The following is a 21,732-nucleotide window of genomic DNA, read 5'->3' on the forward strand; positions in this document are numbered from 1 at the left end:
TTGCATAACACACCAACATATTGAGGCAATTCCAAATAAAAATGCAGAGCGATACAAAGAGATAAGCGCATAGCAGAAAGACAATCATCATGACTGGCATGACCTTTGAAACCAATTTTTGGAGTAAAGTTTCCCGCAAATACGCCGCCAGCCCCATCGAAAACATGGAGGGCTATCTGGACACATTGGAGCGCACCAAAGCGCATCTGAGCCCCACGGATAACGCTCTTGAAGTCGGGTGCGGCACCGGCTCAACCGCGCTCCTTTTGGCACCTTATGTCGCCCAAATGACCGCCACCGACTTGGCCCCCGGTATGATCGAGATCGCTCGAGAGAAACTGGCGGAGGGAGGTCCTGACAACGTAACCTTCAAAATCGCCGACGTCCCCGCGCACAACCCGGCCGATGGCGCCTACGATGTCGTCATGGCCCATAACCTGCTGCATCTGCTCAAAGACCTCGATGCCGCCCTGGAGCATATCGCAACACTCGTTGCTCCTGGTGGTCTGTTCATCTCAAAAACCGTTTGTGAGCCACGAGCCGGAGGTCTGAAGTTCAACCTTATGCGCCGCCTTGCGCTGCCGCTGATGCAGCTGTTTCGCAAAGCACCATTCGTAAATTTTCTCTCCGCTGCTCAATTGGATTCCAAGATCGAGGCCGCCGGGTTTGAGATCATCGAAAGCGCAGATCAGATCGGATTTGCCCTCAGCCGTTATTTGGTGGCACGTAAACCCTAAAGAGCGTTTCTGCATGACGCGTCTTGCGGGGCAGTTGTTTTGAAGATTACCGGTTAAATCCGTCAATGCCCGCTTTGCGCCCAAATTGCTGGATACAGCACTGTGCACGAATAGTCGGGTTCATTTACCTCTCATAGGAACAGTAAAGGTTGAAGCTGGCTTAAAACCTGGACTTTTTGCGGCATGAGCTTGGAGCAAGGCGCGTTACTCAACAATAAGGCGGTGCGCCCTTCTGAAGGAGTCAGCGGCAGGAAAATTAGTTTATTTTCTATTCCTTCTACTTGCCCTACTCAAAGAGCCGGAACATACAAGACTTTGGGATCAAGTAGAGGAGGCTGATCCCGCAGACCAGCAGGGAGGGCCGGGATGACTAATGGACCAATTTGGGTTGTCGGTACATTCGACACAAAATCCGATGAACTAAATTTCATCAAAGACCGTATTGAAACAATGGGAGTGGCGGTCAAAACCGTTGATCTATCCGCCACTGGCAAGGCCAATGAGGCGGACGTCTCGTCAAAAGATGTAGCGGATTGTCATCCAAAAGGCCTTGAGGCCGTGTTCACCGGGGATCGCGGCACAGCTGTCGCGGGCATGGCAGAAGCGTTCAAGGTATGGACAGGACAGAACATTGGCCAGATCGGCGGAATGATTTCTGCGGGTGGTTCGGGTGGAACCGCGCTGGTGACTCCTTCGATGCAGATCCTACCCATCGGCACGCCAAAGGTGATGGTTTCAACGGTCGCATCTGGCAATGTCGAGCCATATGTCGGGCCGAGTGACACGATGATGATGTACTCTGTCACTGATGTACAAGGTATAAACGCAATCTCGCGAAAGGTTTTGGGAAACGCCGCTGCCGCGATTGCGGGAATGGCGCAGCAGAATGCAGACGCCAGTGCTGAGGCTGACGAAAAACCCGGCATCGGCTTGACGATGTTTGGTGTGACGACCAACGCAGTACAAGCGGTAATCAAGGAGATCGAGAGCAACTATGAACCGTTCGTTTTCCACGCCACTGGCGTTGGCGGACGGTCGATGGAAAAACTGGCGGATGGTGGGTTTTTCAAAGCCGTCATGGACCTAACGACGACTGAGGTTTGCGACATGCTGTTTGGCGGTGTTTTCGCGGCGACAGAGGATCGCTTTGGCGCGGTCATTCGCCAGAAATTGCCGTATGTAGGCTCTGTTGGGGCACTGGATATGGTGAACTTTGGCGCACCACCAACGGTGCCCGCAAAGTATGAGGGGCGTGTATTTTATGAACATAACCCGCAAGTAACGCTGATGCGAACGACACCGGATGAGAATGCGCAGATGGGTCGTTGGATTGCGAGACGTCTGAACGAGATGGAAGGCCCAGTGCAGTTCTTGCTGCCAGAGGGCGGGGTGTCCGCGTTGGATGCACCTGATATGCCGTTCCATGACCCTGCTGCGCTTGACAGCCTCTTTGCTGCGATTGAAGAAACTTTCGTTCGTGCGCCCAACCGAAGCTTGGTACGCGTGCCCCATAACCTCAACACACCTGAGTTTGCGCAAGCTGCTGTCGCAGCACTTGCCGAAGTGACCACTTAAAGGACCCCAAGGAAATGCCAAGATTTGAACGTGCGGAGCTGCTGAAGAAGTTTAACGAGATGAAAGCGAAAGGCGTGCCGATTGTCGGTGGCGGCGCGGGGACCGGACTTTCGGCGAAATGTGAGGAAGAGGGCGGTATTGATCTGATCGTGATCTATAATTCCGGTCGCTACCGGATGGCGGGTCGCGGGTCTCTTTCAGGGCTTTTAGCTTATGGAAACGCCAATGAGATCGTCAAGGAAATGGCGAGTGAGGTTATCCCCGTCACCAGGTCAACACCGGTTCTTGCAGGGGTGAATGGTACCGATCCGTTCTGCAATTTTGATATGTTCTTGGATGATCTGCAGCGCCTTGGCTTTTCCGGCATTCAAAACTTCCCAACAGTAGGTCTGATTGACGGTACCTTCCGCGCCAACCTTGAAGAAACAGGCATGTCTTATGCGCAGGAGGTCGAGGTCATTCGGATGGCGTCTGAAAAGGGCATGTTCACCACACCTTATGTCTTTAGCGCAGAAGACGCGACTGCGATGGCCAAAGCCGGTGCTGACATCATCGTTTGCCATTTGGGTCTGACCACGGGTGGGAACATTGGGGCTGAAACAGCTGTGACTTTGGATGATTGTGTTACGTCGATTGATGCCTGGGCGGAGGCCGCGCTGGCGGAGAACCCAGATGTTGTCATTTTGTGTCATGGTGGCCCAATTGCGATGCCGGAGGACGCTGAATACGTGTTGAAGCGAACCAAAAACTGCCATGGTTTTTATGGTGCCTCATCGATGGAACGCTTGCCGACAGAGACGGCCTTGGTGGCGCAAACGAAGGCCTTTAAGGATATCAAATTTTAGATTGTTGATCGATAGCTCGAGGCAATGGCTAAGCAGATCCGCATTGTGATGCGCATCCTTCGGACTTCCTTGCCCTTGCTACGGCTCTAATTGGGCAGGAGCAGCGGTTTGCATTTACAATCTTGATCGCAATCGAAGGGATGTTAAGGCTCTTGGGGCCCGTTTCTAAACGGGCAAAAAGCCAAAAGCGTGCCTGGGGAACAAAAACAAATGGCAGCTTTAGCCCCGCATAGCGGACATTGGCGCCCGCGCGCACTTTCAAGAGCTTTGCATTGACCGGTATGGGCTGGCTTCAGAACAGTTATCCCGATAGCAACGAGACAGCCGATGCTCTATCATCCAAATTGGATAAATCCATAACATCGCGACATTGTTTTCAAATCTGTTATTGTCGCCAAACGAGAAAGCCTGGAGGCCGATCTTATGTCTATACCCGAAGCGCTAAGGTCAAAACTGGTTCTCGTTGCAGAGGACAATCCAGTCTTGGCGGAGGGTATATCGCTTCAACTTGAGCAGCTAGGGTTCAATACTGTGCAAACCGCCGGAACATTAGAAGAATGTGCGGATATTGTTGAGAAAACCACACCTGGGCTTGCTGTGCTTGACTTCCATCTGGAGCGTGGGCAGACGTCCCAAGATCTAGCGGAAACCCTTCTCGACCAGGGCGTTCCTGTCATCTTTTCAAGTGGCAGCGGGTTGCCTGATGGCCTGTCGCCAAGACTGGCAAATCTCATTGTATTGGTTAAGCCGATCAGCTCCTCTGAATTCGAAAGAGCAATCGTTTTGTCCACCTGCTAATTCGGGATCAGAAAACGCCTCAAACCATGACAAAACCAGTGCTTGTCGAAAGCAAAATCACACGGCACCAACTAAGCCCTTTGCAATTACACGTCCCGTTCGGCCTCAAGGCTTCTTGCAAAACGCATGTTGACCTTAAAACCGACACCACCAGTCACCTCGATTGCGCCACCATATTGCTTGCTCATCAGACGGATTAAACGCCAGCCAAGGGAATCTGAATTCTCGGGCTTTGAGACACCATCCGGCAATCCGCGACCGTCGTCCGCCACGCTAAGACGTGTTCCATTTGTTGCGCGATACAGCCCAACAACAATCTTTCCAGATGTGCGCCCTTCAAAGGCGTGTTTATACGCGTTGGTAATCAGTTCATTGACGATAAGGCCAAGATTGATCGCTGTTTCGCCCTCGATGGTGAGATCATCACCTTCATTCACAACTTTCACGTTCAGATTTACACTATTGAACGCAAGTTCAGCGCGTTCGGCGATGTCTCCAAGGAATTTCTGTGAAGAGAGCAGATCACCACTTTCGGCGCGTTGGAGCTGTTGATGTGCTGCTGTTACAGCGGATACGCGGGTATTGAGGTCATTGAGAATTTGTTTGGCTTCGCTTGATTTGGCCTGATGCTGCGACATCACGATAAGTGTGCTGATCAAAGCAAGATTGTTACCGGTGCGATGATGGATTTCTTTCATCAAAAGATCACGCGATGCGACAGTCTCTAACAACTCTCGGTTCTGGTCCGCCAACGCAGCTGCCGGATCCAAAGAGGCCATTGCACTGAGTGCAGTTTTCGCCTGCGCGATTGAATCTTTCAGTGACGCTGCGCTCAATACACTGCAAAACGCAACATCAATGCGCGTCCCTTCAGGACCAGTTACAACTTCAAAACTATCAGCAATGCGTTCAACGCCAATAAGACCTAACCCAAGGCCTTTTAAGTGGGATTTTCCTTTTTCTAAACCCTGTTCATTGGACGTTATTCCGGGGCCTTGATCACTGACGGTTGCGGCAAGATTCAGGACCCCCGAGGCCACTTTGATTGACAATTGCGCCTGTCCCCCGCCCCCATGTTCGACAGCATTTCGCGCAAGCTCAAGCAGGGCAGTCACTGCGCGGGTCTTGGCGAAATCGCCAAAATCAAGTGCGCTGGCAATGACGCTGGCAACCTGGCGAAGGCGCACACTATCAACGTCGTTTTCAAGCGGGATGGTTGAAAGAAGATGCTGCGCCAATTTACGTCCCTCCCGTGACGCGAACGACAACGACACTTGCATCATCGCGACCTCTGAAAAATCTGTGTAAAAGAACGCCCGCGATCAGAAGCGGGGAGCGACGCAAAAGCCCGCTTTTCAAGTCTGACATACGAAGCGTCGTCAGCCCGTCACTGTGAAGGATAAAGAGGTCACGGTTCTTAAGCTCAAGCCCTTCCTCATATGCGCTGCGCGGCGGCCCGCCGATTTGTCCGTCGCGAACAGGAAACCGCTTTGTTGTGTCGTCCCGCACGCGCAGAGTGCTAATGTTGCCAAGTCCTGCGTAGTGAAGCGTGCTGTTCTCCACATCAAGGTTGATCATTGCGGCGACGCCGCCCCGATAAGACTGTAGCTGCTGTGATGCACGTGAAATCGTTTCTGCGGGATTACCCTTGTTGTGCTTGAAAACCTCGAGGATTTGGCTTGTTGCTTCAGCGGCCAAAGGACCATGCCCCAAGCCATCGCATAGGAAGAAGTCGGCACCGGCCCGCGTGATCCGGTTGGCCCATCCGTCACCGCAAACTCTTTCGGTCGGGTGACAAACAACAAGCCCTGCGAAATCGATGGTGCGGTTTTGGCTGTCCTCGTGAGACGTGACAAATTCACAGGCAATGACCGAACCGACCTCAACCTCGGTCCAAAGGTCAAATGTGTCAGACAGACGTTGCATCGCCCCAAGACCAAGCCCCGCCGTCCCACGACCACTTTCGCCATCGATCACCATGCGATCAAGATTGGAAATACCCGGCCCACTGTCGGCGACGATCAAAGCAAGCCGTGTGCCTTGGCCTATTGGCATGGCCTCAATCAACATACGCCCACGCCCTGCATGACGCAGTACATTGGTTGCGGCCTCTGTGACCACGATGGCAATTTCTTCGACCCGGGACGCCGCGAAACCCGCATGTTCTGCGGCTTTTCGCGCTGTGCGGCGTGCAACCGCGATCGCACTGCGATCTTCAATATCGAGCCAGCAACTCAAATCGACGTTGCCATCCGAATTTTCGTGCCCGCACCTGCGATTGCATTGACTTCGAACTCATCAACCAAGCGTTTCGCGCCACCTAGACCGCGGCCCATTCCACCGCCACTTGTGAAACCATCCGTCATCGCGAGCTCCATGTCCTCGATCCCGGAGCCATCGTCCTGGACTAAAACACTGATTGCATTTGGCCTGTCATGGATGAACACATCCATCCCGCCACCACCGCCATGCACGATGGCGTTTCGGGCAATCTCGCTGACAGCGGTGACAAATCGTGTTTTGCGTATCGATTTAGCCCCCATCTGGTCCATCGCGCGACTGGCCGCTGCGCGCGCCAGGGCGACGTCGCGGTCGGTCTGCAACGGGATATGTTCGACATGCCGCCCGTCGCGTCGGATCATTCCGAGCTCATCCGACGCAGCCGTTCCATCGCTTGCGTGACATTCAGGGCTGTCTTTGTTTCTGGCAGGTACATTCCAAGTTCCACAAGTGTCATCGCGACAGCTGGACGCATCCCCACGACAAAGGTCTGGGCGTCTAGCAGTTGTGCGATGCTGGCCAATTGTCCGATCACGCGACCAACAAAGGTGTCGACGATTTCAAGCGCACTAATATCGATGATCACGCCGCGCGCATTTTCTGTGGTGACGCGCTCGGACAACGCGTCCTGCAAATCAAGAATATCCGTATCCGTGATGTCTTCTTGAATTGCGACCAAAAGGACATCTTCGAAGAAATGAATAGAGGCGGCTTTCGTCACCTCAATGTACTTCTTTTTGGTGATGGCGTGGCCAAGCCGATCCAGAGCATTACCAAATGCGCTGCGAATTGTTGACCGCGTTGTAACCTCACCAACATCAACACCAAGCTGCACCATGGTCTGTGCAATTTTTGGACTGATCCCGCTTATTATACACTCTGCGCCCATTAAACGAACTGCAGAGGCGGTTCGCAAAAGGTGTTGAGCCACTTGCGTATCGACCGTTTTCACGCCGGTGATATCGACAATGACAACTTCTGCGCGCTGTAAAACAATTGCCTCAAGTAGGTTTTCCATAACGTCCTGAGCGCGCGCGGAATCAAGCGTGCCAATAAGCGGGAGCGTCAGCACTTTGTCCCAAAGCTCAACAACCGGCGTGGACAGTTCAAGCATCTCAACACGTTGGCGATCAATGACCTGCTCTCGCTCGGTCATGCAAACCTCATTCGTGTAAAGCGCAACGGCGTCGACAACACGCGACAGCATCCAGATTTCATCGATAAGAATGTCAGGTTTCCCCGTAAGCCTGTCTCGCAAACGCTCAAAAAGCGTGGATTTCAGCGCCATAATGAAGGACGCAATATCTGTTGGGCTCACCCCTCGGCGCACGCGCTCTCGGGTGACATCATTCAAGACACTGCGCAATTCGTCCTATGGTTCAGATGTCAGGCTGAAGTCTTGGTCGGTCAAGCCATCTTCGACACCTTGCTTGAGCGCCTTTAGAATAGCTTTGGTGTGTTCACGCCCTTCACTGTCAGAGAAAAGATCAGAGCGTTGCAGGCCTTCAATGCCTTGCGTGTTGAGCCAAGAGTCCAGGATCGCATCAGAATCATTCTCAAGGATCGCAAGGGTGTTAGATATCGCGGTTTCTTCCATCAAAATTGACTTTCATCTAGAGTCAGGAGCGTCCCAAGTTTGGTGCTTTGGGGGCTCATGGTATTTTTGGGTGTAAATCGGCAACGCAACACAACTATGCGGTGAGTGTTTCACATTCGCAGCTCATCGGCAACGCGTAAGTCTGGGCTGTTCTGTCGCGATACGCCAAACCAGTGTTGTCGGAACGCCTGTGCTAAGACGACACATGAATAGGCACGGTCGATCCAAAGATTTGGTTTGATTGCAGACAGGCTGTCTCTTGGACAATGCTTAACACGATGAATGCATTGTTTTTTAGGTGATGAGTTCTAGAGCGCCGCCAAGCTGACCGAATGTACCTGATCCGCGCGATGCGACACCCCATTTGATCCTGCAAAGCTATCGGCCCTGACAGCATCAGCCGCATAAATGGGATTCAATCCCAAATCTGCGGCACTACGGGTCGTCGACTCCACCCAATGATTGGCGGTCGCGCCACACAATACAACACGGTCAACACCGGCCTCTCATAGAATGATCCGCAATGACGTGTCCAAAAAACCGCTGCTGCCCTTTTTTCGACGGCAGGTTCGTTTGTTGCCTGGGCTGTGTAGGGTTGGACTGCTGAATCACGAGTATTTGGGTGACATGGATCGTTCGGATACGTGCCATGATGACGGAGATGAACCAAAGGGTATCCTGATGTTCGGAACTTCTCCACAAGTGACGCAATATTGTCTTCGGCTCCTGAGCGGGACTGTTCTGGTCAGATGCGTCTTCGTGCACCAGCGCCATTTGCACATCAATCACCAGCAGTGCAGTTTTCGCTGTCTGGTTCCTATGATTTGGCCGAGACCCTGCGTTTGGACAAAATTTTCTCCACGCGCGGGCCGTAGATGCGGATATTGATACTGTCATCCATTACACAATCCGGCCGTTCGTCATACGTCATAATGGCGGATATGCGGGGGCGGCTGCCTTCGACCTTTGTCACCCCGTGTAGCGAATAGCCACCCCGGAACAGGGTAAATGTACCCGCGCCGCGCGAAAACGTTTCGGCCTGAGACATATCACCCATCAATAGCCGATCTACCGCCTCGCGGTCTTCGGTGTCATCACTTCGTGAATTGGGGAGAAATGTGAATTCACCGCCTTTTTCGGCGGATTGCAACAGAAGGGTCACGGTGCATTCCGTGGTATCATAATGCCAGGCGTGCCAACTCTCGGGATGCAAGGCGACGACGTTGAGCGCCTGAAATTCATCAGCGCAGCGATAAAGTTCGTCTTTCATCTGAACCCTGCGAACAAATTCCGTCAGGATATCTGAACGATAGAGCCGCTTGAGCAGTGTTTCGTTTGGGATTTGATCATCTGCCAGCTGCACAGCGATATGTGTGAATTCTTTCCGCCGGGGGTCGTCCTTGGGCAACGAAGGGTCGATGGCGCCTTGGTAGATATTGCGTTTTACATGCAGCACCTCGGCGGTCGGTAAAAGCGTGTTGGCTTCTGCTTTCAAGCATTCAAGTGCTTCGGCACGAATAAACCCGTCCAGATTGCACCAGCCGTGATCCGTCATGCTGCGTTGGCACTCTGCCAGAAAATTCGCGCCCGCCCCGCTGTCCAAATCCGCAACCGGGTAGCGGTCGAGATCAATCAAATCCAAGACGAAGTCCTGTTGGGTTTGGTAGGTGTCAGCCATGACGAAGTCCTTTCTCAGCGTCCCAAATGGTGAGATGGCGATGGTGTCCACGCCACTATGAAGGGGCTTTGCGACCAGACAAAATAAATTAAGTCACTCATGAGCATAAAATATTTTGGGGAAAACCATGCGCCACAATCTCAATCTGAATTGCCTGACGTAGTCCTTCGGAAGACTGCTTTGAGCCCACCCTGCTTATTCGTCAGGGTCCGGCGAACGGCCGGTTTCAGTCACCGTTCGCCGCCAAAACCGGCATTGGCGCGGGTTTGTGAACGGCCACGCCGATCATGACGAGGATCACTCCGAGGACATCTACGGGGCTCGGAATTTGGCGCAGGACGATGACGCCAATGATCGTAGCGGTCGCAGGAAGGAGAGCGAGCAGGAACGCAAAGCTTGCACGTGGTAGGCGAGCCATCGCAAGTTGATCGCAGACATAGGGGATGACAGACGAGCAGATACCGACCCCAATCCCGGCCAGAACCAGAAGCGGTGCGCCGAAGGCTTCGAGAGCTTGCAGGAAGCCGATGGGCATGACGAAGATGAATGCCGCTGTCATAGCCGCGCCGAGACGCTCCACACCGCCAGAAGCGCCCCCTTCGGAAATCTTGTGGCCGAGTATGATGTATAGGACGAACAGAGACCCGTTCAGCACGGCCCAGAACAGGCCAAGAAGGTCGGACGTGAGGTCAGGGCCTTCGACCGCCAATAGCGACGGCACGTCTATCAGGAGCGCCACGCCGATGATGGCAAAGGCGAACGCCAGATAGTTGCGGCTTGTGCGGAGACCCCAGAGAGCGATCCCGATGGTGCCCACGAACTCGATGGCGGCGACCAGCGAGATCGGCAGCCGATCGAGCGCCAGATAGAAGGAGCTATTCATCACCGCGAGACACCCGCCAAGCGCAAGCAGAATAAGACGCTCGCGGGGCGACGATTTCTTGAACGTGCGCCAGGGTTTTGTGATCGGTGCGAAAACCAATGCGGCTGACGCGATGCGGAACCAGGCAACGCCAAGCACACCAACGACCGGAAAGAGCAGAACCGCGAAAGCCGGGCCAAGATAGTGGAAAACGGCGGAAACGCCGAACCATGCGTGAGGGGGAACGGCCCCGGACATGCGCGACATGAATCCGGGGGCGTTGGCGAGGGCAGGGTTTTCTGGGGATTGATCTGTCATGCATCTATAATGCAAGGTGGAAACAGATTTCTATATGGAGATTGGATATGTCAGTGACCGAATTGAACGCAAGAAAGAAGAAAAAAACACCTGATAACCTTCGATCCGAAGAAAGTGATTTAGATGGCATCGACGCCGCGATTCTGCGCGAGCTGTGCGCGGATGCCCGTATTCCCCGTGCCGAGCTGTCGCGCCGCGTTGGTCTGTCCGCCCCAAGCGTGGCGGACCGTGTGCGACGACTTGAGGATGTGGGCATCATCACAGGCTACGGCGCGCGCATCGACCCGGCCCGCCTTGGCTACGGCTTGACGATCCTTATCCGCGCGCGCCCACTGCCCGGCGAGATGAAGAACATGATCGAGGCGATCCAGGAGACGCCGCAAATCGTCGCTTGTGATCGTGTATCGGGAGAAGACTGCTTCGTCGCTCGGGCGCATGTCCGCGACGTTGCCGAAATGGAAGCTGTCATTGACCGGATCGTACCCTTTGGAGCCACCAATTCGTCTATCGTCCAGTCCTCACCAGTCGATGAGCGATTGGTGGAACTCTAGGTGTCGGACTGAAAGCGGACCTTTATTCGACGGCAGGTTTGTCCGCACAGCGGTCATTGGCGTCGATCTTACCGAGCTGCTGTTCTGGGTCAAAAATTTGCTTTTACGGCAACGAATACAAAAGCCCGTCTTGCGCGAAATGGCGCACCCAGAGGTTAGTGGAATTTATTACGATTGCTTACATGTAATTATGAATTAAATGGGGCGCCGCACCGCACCACATCAAAAACATAACATATTGATAGCGATCACTATTTTATTGAGTTTTTGCCCACATGCCTCAACAATCCACTTTTCAAACTTCACTGCTAATTCAACCGCCCCATAGATACATTTTCGAAGATCCAAACCGCAACATGAGCGCAAAAATGTGTCACCCGAATGATCTATCCGCCATCTCGCATAGGTGCCCTACCCTTTTCGTCAGGTGACAACGACGCATATTCCATATGCGACAGATTGAATTCGCGGCGGGCCGTTAAAATTGGGACGTCGATGAAACTCAAGGCTACCCGCTTCCGTGTATTCTTTGTAGACTGGCCGCGTGTCGTGCGGATAACCAGTATCCATAGAATGCTTTTGCTGTCGATGACCGGCCAAATTACGAAAGACCTGAGATGACGACCGGGAAAAATATGAAATTCACGACCGGCAGCATCATGCGTCACGTTTCGGTTTCTTCGTTTACGGCGAGCATCGGCTTGATGGCGATCTATGCGGTCGACCTGATCGATCTGATCTTCATTTCGATGCTCGGGTACGAGGAAATGGCCGCAGCCGCAGGCTATGCCAGCGCTCTGATGTTCTTTACCAGTGCAATCAATATCGGCCTGTCGGTCGCCGCGGGCGTTCTGGTATCGCGTTCCATCGGCGAGGATGATGAGCTGGAGGCCCGTGAGTATGCCACGAGCACCGCGATGCTCGTGATGGCGACCGGTCTTGTCATACCTCTGATTCTATTGATTAATATTGAGTTTTTTGTGGGCCTCCTTGGCGCTACGGGACAGGTTGCTGAACTGGCGGCAACCTATCTTTGGATTGTCGTGCCCTTCACTTGGGTCTCGGGTCTGTCGATGGTTACAGTCGCAGCGCTGCGGTGCTACGGAGAGAACAGGCTGGCGATGTACCCTGCCCTTTTCGGGGCACTGACCAATGCGGTGCTTGATCCCATTTTCATCTTCGCCCTCGGAATGGGTCTGCCGGGCGCGGCCTGGGCAACGGTGGCAGCGCGGTTTGTGACACTGGGCCTTGCCCTTTACCCGGCGCTGCGCAAGCACAATACATTTGTCCCCCCAAGCTTCCGCTTGCTCTGGCGTGATCTCCAGACGGTGACGCATTTCGCCAGCCGCGCCGTTCTGGCCAATGTGGCCACGCCCATTGGCACCGCGATCGTGACCCGCGAAATGTCGAAATTTGGGCCCGAGGCGGTGGCCGGGATGGCCGTGATCGGGCGGATGACGCCGGTCGCATTTTCCGTCATTTGGGCGCTGTCGGGGTCTATCGGGCCGATCATCGGGCAGAATTTTGGTGCGGGCCATATTGATCGCGTCAGACGCGCTTATCTCGATGCCATCAAGTTTGTGGCGATCTATGTATTCTGTGTTGCCATGATTTTGTTGGCCTTCCGCGGCCCGATTGCGGATCTCTTCAGTGCCGAGAACCTGACGAGAGAACTGATTTACCTCTACTGCTTCCCCGTTGCCCTTTCCTCGTTCTTCAGCGGCTCAGTGTTTGTGGCGAGCGCGTCTTTCAACACGCTTGGCCGCCCGTCTTATTCGACATGGTTGAGTTGGGGCCAGAACACACTGGGCACCTGGCCATTTGTGATCGCGGGCGGGATGCTGATGGGCGCGCAAGGGGTCCTGATCGGGCAAGCGCTCGGCAGCGTCGTCTTTGCCTCCATCGCGATATGGCTGGGCTGGCGGCTGATAAAGAACCCCCACAAGAAAACATGCGGCATCGCAGCCATAGCGCGCTCTTTGGCCATGGCAGCCTCATTGCCCATACGCTCCAGAAACATGTGGACCACAAATGATCCTGATCGAAGGACCAAAACCTTAGCGTTTGACCAAATCCTTAACATGGTTTTTGGTTCGACAAGCGCGGTAGGAGAATAAGCCAATGGAATTTATCACCACACATTACGTCATCGAAGCCGTCGGCTGGCTTGCCGTGCTGTTCAAACTGGCGACCTTCTCGATGAATTCGATGATCTGGCTGCGCGTCCTTGTGATATTGTCGTCGATCTGCTTCATCATCTACAGCGCTGTGTTTCAGATCTGGCCGCTTCTGGCGATCGAAGTCATTTTGCTCTGCATGAACGCCTACCGGCTTTACGAACTCATCGCGTTACGCAGATTGGTGACGCATATGACGGACGACTCCGAACCCGACTTCTCCGCCGCCATGGCATATGGGAAAAAGCGTGTCATCGACGCAGGCGATGTCCTTTTTGAAAAGGGCGATGCGGTTGACAGTCTTTACTATCTGGCCGAGGGCCTCGTTGAAATTGAAGGTCAGAACGTGACTGTGCCTGCGGGAAAGATTTTTGGCGAAATGGCGTTTTTCAACAGTAGTGCGGTGCGCATGGCCACGGTTCGGTGCGTGGAAGATACGGTTGTTTATGAGCTCAACGAAAAACGCTTTACGCGATTGCAGTATGAAGACCCCAAATTCGCCATGTCCGTGATGCGTTTGGTCACCAAGCGGCTTGTGGCAAACGCCGCGCAAACGCAAGAGGCTTAGTCCAGTTTAATCCGGCTGGAACCCCTGCCCTTTTCAGGACCCTGTCGCCTTGCTATGGTGAAGTGCCCGACGCTATTCAAGGGCCAGAAAACGGCCCAAGTGTGTTTTCGCGGCGCGAGACTTCCGACACCAGTTTGTAGAGCCGGTCAACCAATTCTTTGCCGTCCGAGGTTTGCCCCAGATGCTCGAGGGCCGGGCCAATCAGAGGCTCTACCTGTTGGTGGAAAAAGCACGGGAACTGTTCCACCAAATCCATCGGAGAGTTAAATCCGAGCTCACACGCAAAACCAGTTTCCAGGAATTCGTGGTAAAGCCTGCTTATCTTGGCAAGGTAATGCGGGTCAGCAATCTGGCCAATCAAATCCGCGGCCCGCACCAACGCGGGCTCGGTCTCATAATGCGCATAGGCGGGGTCATCCGGCACGGGAAACCGCGTGTATTCGATGGCTTGCGCAATGCGCTCCGGGTCAATGAAATCACTCCCTGCGAAGCGTTGGCGGACGTGTATCTTGGCCCGGTCAACATGATACGGCGCAAGATAGGCATCGGTGGTGCCACGCGGCGGACATACACGCTCACCCGCGTCGTTGATCACCACCTCATTTGGCGTATCACCATCACAAACGCCACGTGTGAAACCGATGTCATGGAGTAAAAGCGCCATGATGTAATGTAGCCAATCCTCCGGGCTCACCTCGCTCGCTTTGTGCTTCCCCTGGATGATCTGCTGACCAACCAGTGTGACCATCATCGTATGCTCTGAATTGTGATAAGGGGCGTCTGACGCACCTATATGTTCGAGTGTCTCGCGCGCTGTGTGATTCAGAAAATCTGCGTATTGCGTCTTCTGATCCGGAAAAGCCTGCAGAAACGTTTCAGCAAGATGATCGCCAAAAGCAGCAGCTGACACTGCGGCGGGGTTGAACATTATCGTATTCCCAACATCGCTGAAACGCTCCAAAGCAGCTTAGGCATAAGTGGAAGACTTATCAAACAGCCAGGGGATTCAACGGCTCCACTTTTCTTCAATGTGAACACACGTGACCGTATCGTTCGCATCATGCGGCAAGTGTATCTTAGAGACCCTTAAGTTTTCAAAAACCGTGACGCTGCCGTGTACCCGCCCGAAGCTCCATCAACGAAATGCACATGATTATCCTCCATGATGGAAGGGACAATACAGGTCAGCATCGCCTCGGATTGGGTATGCACCCCAAAGTGGATAATGCCGTCGTTCACACCTTCTTCGAGCAAAGCGCGCAGGTCCGCTTCGGTCACGCTGTCGCAATCCAGCGTCATTTTCAGCCCGTCCTCGAATTTTCGAAAATCAGCATTTTCACCAACCACGCGGCGATATCTACGGGCATCGAAACCCCCAACTTTCAGACCGGTTTTGATAAGCACCCAAGCCACAAAACTCTCAAACAAGGCCTTTCTGCGTGCGCGGCCAAGTGAACCTTGCCCGCGTTGTGCATGCGCCTCAAGCGTGGCACCGGCTGGCGGCCATGACACACCCGGGCCTTCGGTGGCAGAGGGATGACCGTTGGCTTCAAGGAGGCTTATCCGATCAAGCACGCGCGCAACGAATTCGGTGAATTTTGTCCAAGGCACATCAGCGCGCGGCATCACGATCATCGACATAATGACACCGTTTTTGCTGGGCATGTGGCTCCACCGACAGGACAATCCCGTTAAATCCGGGGTCGACCCTGGGGGAGCCTCTGGAACCGCGTGCTGGCCAGCTTTCATCTGGGTTTCTGCCCAATTGAGCCCCCCACCAAAGAACATCGCATAATCAACACCTTCGGAGGCTTGGAAGCGGGCCACCTTCACATCAAACCCTGCCTCGCGAACCTCTGACACAGGCACCATGCCGACACGCAGTTCCATCTCGAACGCCTCATGCGCCCAGAGTTTCACCGCAGCCAACGCATCGCTGGCATGATCTTTCCACGCGGGCGGGACAGCAAAACTCGCGCCGTCGCCGCCAAAAATATAGGGAAACGGATTGCCGCCATGGGTGTTGATTTGGGCGGAAATAACGGCGGCGCCGACCATGTTGACCGTCTTGTATTTTCCGTCCTGAACGGCTTGGGTTGATCCCTTGACGTCGGAGGTTCCGATCCACCAGTCATCGGGCAACGGTGAATAGTTTCCGGCATCGGACATATCGGCGAAATCGGAAAACTTACGTAAGTGATAGTAAAACGATACGTCGGTGTCTGCATTGCCCATTCCGCAACAATAGCCATGATAGCGCGCTTAGCCCAGTGTATTTGATAGCACGGTGGACCCGCCCCAACTGGCGCTCACTTCGCTATATGTATCTTCCGTGGGTGCTCAATCAGGCACCTCGATTGGCGTGAACAACTCAATTGGATCCGCCAGCCCGCGAATTGCATGTGGACCGCACGGTGAAAACAGATCAGGCGCGGCATTTGCGACAGCGGCGGTGGCTAAAATTCGGTGGCCCACTGTTTTGGTCAATCCTTCGATCCGGCTCGCAACATTGACCGCCGCACCAAGCACCGTGAAATCCAGCCTACCGGGGCTTCCGATATTACCATAACTGACTTGACCGACATTGATCCCAACGCCGAAATTCAAGGGCGGCTGGCCCGTCTCCTTTCGACTGACGTTGAGACTTGCAAGACCGGCCATCGCATCTTGTGCCGCGCGCGCCGCTTTCTGGCACTGATGGGCACGATCCACATTTTCTGAGATCGGGAAAATCGACAGAATGCCGTCGCCCATGAACTTAAGGACGTCCCCGCCATTTTCTTCGACGGATTGAACAACCAGATCGAAGTAGCCGTTCAACGCTTCAAAAACATGTTCTTCGGTCGCGTTGTCGGACATTGCCGTAAATCCGCGCAAGTCGCAGAACATCACGACAGCCTCTATCGTTGTACGTTCCCCGCGTTTGATCGTGCCATTCCAGACGGCCTCCGACGGCCCGTCCCCGAGGTATGTGCGCAAGAGACCTTTGGATGACTTGCGCATTGTTACGGGTTCCAGAGCGCAGGACAATGCGGGTAGCGCGGCTTCGATCATCTCCAGATGCTGAGGTAAAAATCCATCCGGGTCCCGTGTCACAAATGTACAGCCATGCAACGATCCATCGCCATAGGTGAGCAACGTGGCGTAGTAATCCGTTCCGCCAGCCTCGGCAAACTCCAAATACGAGATGTGGTCTGTCTCAGTATCCAACTGGCGCAAACTTTTGTGCAGGGGTTTTTTGTTTTCCATGAGGTACTCAAAGGAACTGCCGACGTAGCTGTCCGTCAACGTGATTTCATGCGTGACATCATAGACTTCGGTTTCCTCGGGTTTCCAGACAACGCCCCAGGCAATCAGCAATGGATTGGCGAAACGCTGACCGATGTTGGCCCGCCATAGCGGCACACCGGCATCGATCAGTGACGCGCAGAAATGCGATACAACTTTGACAGGGTCGCCCGAGCAACGACCCTCTTTAATCATCCAGTCTGTGAGCTTGGCCAAGTGTTCCATACCGCCAAAATAGGTACTGAATTGGATCAGGCATAGAAATTAGTTCTAATGAAATGATCCGCGCTGTTTGTTTCGCCATTGCTGCGCGAATTTAAGGCGCTGGACCTCTTGATAGGACGTACAGAAACGAAGGCAGCGGCCCTAGAAACCCCAACGCGCTTGACGACCCGGTTATCGCGTTGCGCCCCTTCAACCGTCAGAACTTCACCGGGATCAGGCTGCGCTTTTCTCGACCCAGGCCTTGCGCTCTGCCACGTATCCACGGCGGCCCGCGAGAAGGACAATGAACGCGACAAATCCAAATGCCCCGTATGAAATGGCAGAGCGCACCGTTACGCCCATCGCGAGAGGTGTGGCCAGTATCCGTTCAGACAGGCCCAAATTGAAACGGCGATCATCTTGCCTGTCCTGCGCGTCAACTGCTTCCTGATATGCGTCTGCATCGCGCGGCTGGATTTCAGTCATAAGCGCTTCGATTTCGAATTCTGCCGCAACACCGCCATCGATTTCAGAGCCGACACGTGTATAGCGGAAGAATGGATTATCCATGGTGATCTCCGGTGGCACTTTCAGGTTGGGCGCGCCCACCAGTTCCACGCGATGTCGGTGAAACAAGGGGTCGATCTTGTAGGGCGCATCAATGCCGTCCTCGGGAAGCTCTTCGAGTTCGCCTTTGATCGCATAGGGGTTCATCCAGAATTCCGCGCGGTGTTCTTCCAACCCCTCTTCCGTCAACCCGTAGTGTTCGTAGACGGTCAGAACATTGGCGTCCAAATCATCCACAAGATGGATAGGCGTCAAAACATGTGCACCCGGATACCGGCGTTCATACCATTTCAGATAGCTTTCGGCCCTGTCTTCCAGACCATCACGCTCGAACCAGTTCCGCTGTTGGTCAGCATCTGCACCGCGATAGATCGTCTCCACATAAAGACGCGCAGCGAGGTCACCTTCATTCGCGAACTCATAGCGGGATAAAACCTCATAAGTCGGGTCCTGCATGCGCTGTTGCGGCACTGCCACCAATGCATCGCTATGCGCCGTGAGCGGAAGCGCCCACGCAAAATCGGATGTCCGGATTGCGTCACCAAGCCCGCCCTGCAAAACATCTGTTGGGTCGAGAAAGTACGTACCTTCTTTGCCAAGCACCCGAACAACGGCGTGATTGAACAGATAAGGCGAAGGCGCGTATTTCGCGAGGGTCTCGCCATCGTCCAGATTGACCAAAACAACATCGGAAGAAATGCCCATATGTTCCAGCATGGAGACCAGCAGGAGTGCCTTGTCTTTGCAGTCGCCAAAACGACGGGACCACACGGTGGATGGCGCGCGCGGTAGATACCCGCCTGCCCCAATTTCGATCCCCATGTAGCGAATTTGCTCTTGCACTAGCCGGAATGCCGCCGTGACACGCTGCGTTTCGGTGCCCTCGAACTGATCTACCACCTCACGCAAATCTGCCGGAAGAGGCTGAGGCGCGTACGCATCAACGACCCGATCTGCAATTGAATTCCAGTCCGAAGCCGTCGAGATCTGCGTATCGCCATAGAAGTCTTTCCACGAATTATAGCTGTCGCCCATATCGGGTGAAGGCGTGTTTTCGTGTCGCCAAAGGTATGATGTCCAACCCTCGCGTGAAGTGATCTTTGGAACAGCCGGACCTGTTATGGTGATCTCCCGTTCATGAGGGGCGAGCAGCCGGAATTGGTCTATCTGATAGCCGTAGAGGGGTTTCTTCGTGCGCCAATAGAGGAAATGCTCGGGGAAGACGCTTGGCTTGGCTCGGACCGTCCACGACATGTCGATGATATCACCAACACGCAGATCGCTAATATCGGCATATCGGGTCAGGCGCCCGTCGAGAATCCCGTAATCCAACTCGCTTTCGCGGCGTATGTCGATGTAATCAATGTTTTCGATCTTGCTTCGGATACCGCCACGTTCGCGCCAGATACCATGCACGATCAACTCTTCATCGGCTGGATCAAAGTTGAAGCGCACAGCCCCAACATCTTCCAATCCGCCGCGGGATACCACTTTCACCACACGACGTGAAAACCTGTCATACCCTTCAGGATTAAGCTGCACCTGAATGTCATAAAGCATTTGGTGCACACCATTTTCGACGAAGTCCTGTGGGCTTACGTCAGAAGTAGGCAACACGCTTGCCTCTACCCAATCAGGCCAGTTTTCGGCCTTTACCTGCACCGGCAGCATGAGACATGTGATGGTGATCAAAACTGTGAAAAAACGGATCATGCGGCACGTGTCCATGTAATGGCAGATTGCGAATTCCCCCACGGACCCGCGGGTGGTTGCAAGTTCAGATGCGCAATCGCGTCGCGCGTCTGTGTTGTGTCCGGAACAATTGCCAGCGTTTGCTTTGTCGTTCGCAAGACGAGCCATCCGTCCCACAAATCGATCTTTTTGATCGCATTCCAGCGGATTTTTTGTCGGAAAAACGCGCGGCTGATCTCAATGCCGTCCGCGTGTACCGACAGGGCCGTCTTGCCGTGCGTGACACCATGGAGGTCATGGCCATCTACGGTCAGCTTTTGCCGACGCCGCCGCAAACCAATTTGCGCGATGCGACCATCATTTTTGCCGACCAATACGAAAGCAAAACTGAGCGCCAAAAAAGTACCGATGGATTGCGCATTAAATGTTCCAGATTGAAAAAACCAAAGGCAAAGAGCGCATAAACCGCCAACCAGATACAAGCGGCAACGATATGGGGCCAAATGATATCAGCAGGTGCGGCTTCATCTTTGTTGCGCGCACGTTCGGTCAGATACACATCCTGTTTCAAGTCATAGTGCAGGACGTTTTCGGCCTCAGCAGGCAGGCTCCAACCAGCGTCAGAAACTTTCTTTTTGTTTTTGCGAAATGTCTTTAACCATAGCTTGGCATCATCTGTGGCCGCGTAATTGACTTCCGCCAGCGTACTATGCAGTAGCAAAAACCCTTTTCTGCACCATGACGAATGAAATTGGCCAAGGTGCTTTTCCTCATCGACATCTTCGAACGACCATCCGACAGCCTCATCCGAGAGCGTCACGACCGCATTGCCCTTGTCTACGCCAAACTCGTCGTTCGGATGCTCCGTATCCAAAGGGAGAAAAGTGTTGTAGCAAAACTTTCCGAAGTTTTTTGCCGATGACCAAATCCACCAGGACAAAAGAGCGCCAAAAACCGCAAATACGATTGCTTCGCCGTAGTCCTGTATGTCCCAGGTGGCTTTTACAAACTCCACAGCCATGTCGTCGAAGACACTGATCGTGACAAACATCAAAATGACGGGAAGCATAGCAACGTACAAAAGCGAACGCCGATGGATAAGCCGAATAACTTTGTTCAAGGTTTGGTGGTCGTGTAAATGTTTGTATTTTAGCATGTAATTGAGCGGCTTTGACCGCAGCACTGTGGACAGGTTTCTATGCGCAAACCAAACACCAAATAATGGCGGAAATACGCCTCCAGTTGAGCAATAGTGCAGCGCGTTACATCCACTGAACAAATGACGGCCCAAAACCCAAGGGGCCGGAACACATCTGTGCAACGCTGCATAACACAAATACCCACATAGATAGATACATTGATCCCGTTTTGCCCTACAATCACCCGAAACTGAAAATTGCCAGAGTTGCGACCGGCCCCGAAGGAAGACAATCGTATGACTGACACAAAGACCCGTATTCTCGACCTGGCGGAACATCTGACGCAATCAAAGGGCTTTAACGGGTTCAGTTATCTGGACCTTGCCGCGGAAATTGGCATCAAAACGTCCAGTATTCACTATCACTACAAGACCAAGGCAGATCTTGCTTTTGCGCTGGTCGAACGTCACCGCGAAAACCTGGCCAATGCATTTCAGCGCCTAGATCAAGAAGTGGCGGAACCCAAAGACCGTCTCGATGCGGTCGTGACGCATTTCAAAGCGTATATCGGTGAAGACAAGATCTGCATGTGCGGCATGATGGCCGCAGAATTTGAAAGCATCAGTCCCGCCGTGCGCAAGGCCTTGGCGCATTATTTTCGCGACTTTCAAAACTGGATTGCCAAACAGTTTTCTGCCCTTGGACATCCAAACCCACCGGCGGTCGCGCTGCAATATGTCAGCGCGCTTGAGGGATCACTCATGTTGGCAAGATTAGAAAGCGAAGCGTCAATCGTGGATCGATCACTGGATGGTTTCGTGGCCGCTTAAGACATACCGACTGTCTTTCAGCGCGG

The 21,732-nt window shown here is 53.6% G+C and carries 21 protein-coding genes; 8 read left to right on the plus strand and 13 right to left on the minus strand.

Annotation, left to right across the window (positions count from 1 at the left end):
* Positions 1-89 precede the first annotated feature (89 nt).
* The 4 genes from ACZ1HJ_RS18660 (at position 90) to ACZ1HJ_RS18675 (ending at position 3,955) form a co-directional block, all read left to right on the plus strand.
* Entirely contained in the window at positions 90-737 is a 648-nt protein-coding gene (locus ACZ1HJ_RS18660) for a class I SAM-dependent methyltransferase (RefSeq protein ID WP_472720127.1), read from the plus strand.
* A 366-nt stretch (positions 738-1,103) separates the two neighbouring features.
* Complete coding sequence (locus ACZ1HJ_RS18665) at positions 1,104-2,312, plus strand: Tm-1-like ATP-binding domain-containing protein (RefSeq protein ID WP_472720128.1); 1,209 nt, start codon at positions 1,104-1,106, stop codon at positions 2,310-2,312.
* Positions 2,313-2,326: 14 nt separating this feature from the next.
* Positions 2,327-3,157, plus strand: a complete 831-nt coding sequence (locus ACZ1HJ_RS18670; protein ID WP_472720129.1) for a phosphoenolpyruvate hydrolase family protein — start codon at positions 2,327-2,329, stop codon at positions 3,155-3,157.
* Positions 3,158-3,580: 423 nt separating this feature from the next.
* A complete protein-coding gene (locus ACZ1HJ_RS18675) occupies positions 3,581-3,955 on the plus strand; it encodes a response regulator (protein WP_472720130.1) in 375 nt (124 codons plus the stop codon).
* 86 nt (positions 3,956-4,041) lie between these two features.
* On the opposite strand, the gene ACZ1HJ_RS18680 is transcribed toward ACZ1HJ_RS18675, so the two are convergent.
* From ACZ1HJ_RS18680 to ACZ1HJ_RS18715, 8 genes are all read right to left on the minus strand, one after another.
* Positions 4,042-5,193, minus strand: a complete 1,152-nt coding sequence (locus tag ACZ1HJ_RS18680; protein ID WP_472720131.1) for a sensor histidine kinase — start codon at positions 5,191-5,193, stop codon at positions 4,042-4,044.
* 1 nt (position 5,194) lies between these two features.
* Positions 5,195-6,193 (minus strand): ATP-binding protein, encoded by a 999-nt coding sequence (locus tag ACZ1HJ_RS18685; RefSeq protein WP_472720132.1) that lies wholly within the window; start codon positions 6,191-6,193, stop codon positions 5,195-5,197.
* A complete protein-coding gene (locus ACZ1HJ_RS18690; protein WP_472720133.1) occupies positions 6,190-6,597 on the minus strand; it encodes an ATP-binding protein in 408 nt (135 codons plus the stop codon). The genes ACZ1HJ_RS18685 and ACZ1HJ_RS18690 overlap by 4 nt, the downstream gene beginning before the upstream one ends.
* A complete protein-coding gene (locus tag ACZ1HJ_RS18695; RefSeq protein WP_472720134.1) occupies positions 6,594-7,601 on the minus strand; it encodes an STAS domain-containing protein in 1,008 nt (335 codons plus the stop codon). Before ACZ1HJ_RS18695 ends, ACZ1HJ_RS18690 begins: the two co-directional genes overlap by 4 nt.
* A gap of 6 nt (positions 7,602-7,607) precedes the next feature.
* Complete coding sequence (locus ACZ1HJ_RS18700) at positions 7,608-7,832, minus strand: RsbRD N-terminal domain-containing protein (RefSeq protein ID WP_472720135.1); 225 nt, start codon at positions 7,830-7,832, stop codon at positions 7,608-7,610.
* 308 nt (positions 7,833-8,140) lie between these two features.
* Positions 8,141-8,287, minus strand: a complete 147-nt coding sequence (locus ACZ1HJ_RS18705) for a hypothetical protein (protein WP_472720136.1) — start codon at positions 8,285-8,287, stop codon at positions 8,141-8,143.
* Positions 8,288-8,649: 362 nt separating this feature from the next.
* Entirely contained in the window at positions 8,650-9,510 is an 861-nt protein-coding gene (locus ACZ1HJ_RS18710; RefSeq protein ID WP_472720137.1) for a HalD/BesD family halogenase, read from the minus strand.
* 226 nt (positions 9,511-9,736) lie between these two features.
* On the minus strand, positions 9,737-10,690 hold the full coding sequence (locus tag ACZ1HJ_RS18715) for an EamA family transporter (protein ID WP_472720138.1): 954 nt from the start codon (positions 10,688-10,690) through the stop codon (positions 9,737-9,739).
* A 47-nt stretch (positions 10,691-10,737) separates the two neighbouring features.
* Here ACZ1HJ_RS18715 and ACZ1HJ_RS18720 point away from each other — a divergent pair, with 47 nt between their 5' ends.
* From ACZ1HJ_RS18720 to ACZ1HJ_RS18730, 3 genes are all read left to right on the plus strand, one after another.
* Complete coding sequence (locus ACZ1HJ_RS18720) at positions 10,738-11,241, plus strand: Lrp/AsnC family transcriptional regulator (protein WP_472720139.1); 504 nt, start codon at positions 10,738-10,740, stop codon at positions 11,239-11,241.
* Positions 11,242-11,876: 635 nt separating this feature from the next.
* Entirely contained in the window at positions 11,877-13,358 is a 1,482-nt protein-coding gene (locus ACZ1HJ_RS18725) for an MATE family efflux transporter (RefSeq protein WP_472720140.1), read from the plus strand.
* 4 nt (positions 13,359-13,362) lie between these two features.
* Entirely contained in the window at positions 13,363-13,986 is a 624-nt protein-coding gene (locus ACZ1HJ_RS18730) for a Crp/Fnr family transcriptional regulator (protein ID WP_472720141.1), read from the plus strand.
* A 76-nt stretch (positions 13,987-14,062) separates the two neighbouring features.
* On the opposite strand, the gene ACZ1HJ_RS18735 is transcribed toward ACZ1HJ_RS18730, so the two are convergent.
* From ACZ1HJ_RS18735 to ACZ1HJ_RS18755, 5 genes are all read right to left on the minus strand, one after another.
* On the minus strand, positions 14,063-14,914 hold the full coding sequence (locus ACZ1HJ_RS18735; RefSeq protein WP_472720142.1) for a hypothetical protein: 852 nt from the start codon (positions 14,912-14,914) through the stop codon (positions 14,063-14,065).
* A 158-nt stretch (positions 14,915-15,072) separates the two neighbouring features.
* Positions 15,073-16,221 carry a DUF3095 domain-containing protein gene (locus ACZ1HJ_RS18740; RefSeq protein ID WP_472720143.1) on the minus strand — a complete coding sequence of 383 codons (1,149 nt, stop codon included), beginning with the start codon at positions 16,219-16,221 and terminating at the stop codon, positions 15,073-15,075.
* Between the two features lie 105 nt (positions 16,222-16,326).
* The gene (locus ACZ1HJ_RS18745; protein WP_472720144.1) at positions 16,327-17,499 is read right to left on the minus strand and encodes an adenylate/guanylate cyclase domain-containing protein; all 1,173 of its coding nucleotides are present in this window, start codon (positions 17,497-17,499) and stop codon (positions 16,327-16,329) included.
* A gap of 213 nt (positions 17,500-17,712) precedes the next feature.
* Positions 17,713-19,758 (minus strand): DUF3857 domain-containing transglutaminase family protein, encoded by a 2,046-nt coding sequence (locus ACZ1HJ_RS18750; RefSeq protein WP_472720145.1) that lies wholly within the window; start codon positions 19,756-19,758, stop codon positions 17,713-17,715.
* A 289-nt stretch (positions 19,759-20,047) separates the two neighbouring features.
* Positions 20,048-20,857: a hypothetical protein gene (locus tag ACZ1HJ_RS18755; protein ID WP_472720146.1), complete on the minus strand. Its 810-nt coding sequence runs from the start codon at positions 20,855-20,857 to the stop codon at positions 20,048-20,050.
* A 315-nt stretch (positions 20,858-21,172) separates the two neighbouring features.
* On the opposite strand from ACZ1HJ_RS18755, the gene ACZ1HJ_RS18760 reads away from it, so the two are divergent.
* Entirely contained in the window at positions 21,173-21,706 is a 534-nt protein-coding gene (locus tag ACZ1HJ_RS18760) for a TetR/AcrR family transcriptional regulator (RefSeq protein WP_472720147.1), read from the plus strand.
* Positions 21,707-21,732: the final 26 nt, after the last annotated feature.

This window comes from Roseovarius sp. JB2-10 (assembly GCF_055693585.1).

What these genes read in the sequence shown, in the direction of transcription:
- ACZ1HJ_RS18750 (WP_472720145.1), bottom strand. Translation starts at nt 19,758, where the DNA reads ATGATCCGTTTTTTCACAGTTTTGATCACCATCACATGTCTCATGCTG.
- ACZ1HJ_RS18760 (WP_472720147.1), top strand. Translation starts at nt 21,173, where the DNA reads ATGACTGACACAAAGACCCGTATTCTCGACCTGGCGGAACATCTGACG.
- ACZ1HJ_RS18670 (WP_472720129.1), top strand. Translation starts at nt 2,327, where the DNA reads ATGCCAAGATTTGAACGTGCGGAGCTGCTGAAGAAGTTTAACGAGATG.
- ACZ1HJ_RS18720 (WP_472720139.1), top strand. Translation starts at nt 10,738, where the DNA reads ATGTCAGTGACCGAATTGAACGCAAGAAAGAAGAAAAAAACACCTGAT.
- ACZ1HJ_RS18730 (WP_472720141.1), top strand. Translation starts at nt 13,363, where the DNA reads ATGGAATTTATCACCACACATTACGTCATCGAAGCCGTCGGCTGGCTT.
- ACZ1HJ_RS18700 (WP_472720135.1), bottom strand. Translation starts at nt 7,832, where the DNA reads ATGGAAGAAACCGCGATATCTAACACCCTTGCGATCCTTGAGAATGAT.
- ACZ1HJ_RS18715 (WP_472720138.1), bottom strand. Translation starts at nt 10,690, where the DNA reads ATGACAGATCAATCCCCAGAAAACCCTGCCCTCGCCAACGCCCCCGGA.
- ACZ1HJ_RS18740 (WP_472720143.1), bottom strand. Translation starts at nt 16,221, where the DNA reads ATGGGCAATGCAGACACCGACGTATCGTTTTACTATCACTTACGTAAG.
- ACZ1HJ_RS18735 (WP_472720142.1), bottom strand. Translation starts at nt 14,914, where the DNA reads ATGTTCAACCCCGCCGCAGTGTCAGCTGCTGCTTTTGGCGATCATCTT.
- ACZ1HJ_RS18660 (WP_472720127.1), top strand. Translation starts at nt 90, where the DNA reads ATGACTGGCATGACCTTTGAAACCAATTTTTGGAGTAAAGTTTCCCGC.
- ACZ1HJ_RS18690 (WP_472720133.1), bottom strand. Translation starts at nt 6,597, where the DNA reads ATGATCCGACGCGACGGGCGGCATGTCGAACATATCCCGTTGCAGACC.
- ACZ1HJ_RS18675 (WP_472720130.1), top strand. Translation starts at nt 3,581, where the DNA reads ATGTCTATACCCGAAGCGCTAAGGTCAAAACTGGTTCTCGTTGCAGAG.
- ACZ1HJ_RS18725 (WP_472720140.1), top strand. Translation starts at nt 11,877, where the DNA reads ATGAAATTCACGACCGGCAGCATCATGCGTCACGTTTCGGTTTCTTCG.
- ACZ1HJ_RS18665 (WP_472720128.1), top strand. Translation starts at nt 1,104, where the DNA reads ATGACTAATGGACCAATTTGGGTTGTCGGTACATTCGACACAAAATCC.
- ACZ1HJ_RS18745 (WP_472720144.1), bottom strand. Translation starts at nt 17,499, where the DNA reads ATGGAACACTTGGCCAAGCTCACAGACTGGATGATTAAAGAGGGTCGT.
- ACZ1HJ_RS18710 (WP_472720137.1), bottom strand. Translation starts at nt 9,510, where the DNA reads ATGGCTGACACCTACCAAACCCAACAGGACTTCGTCTTGGATTTGATT.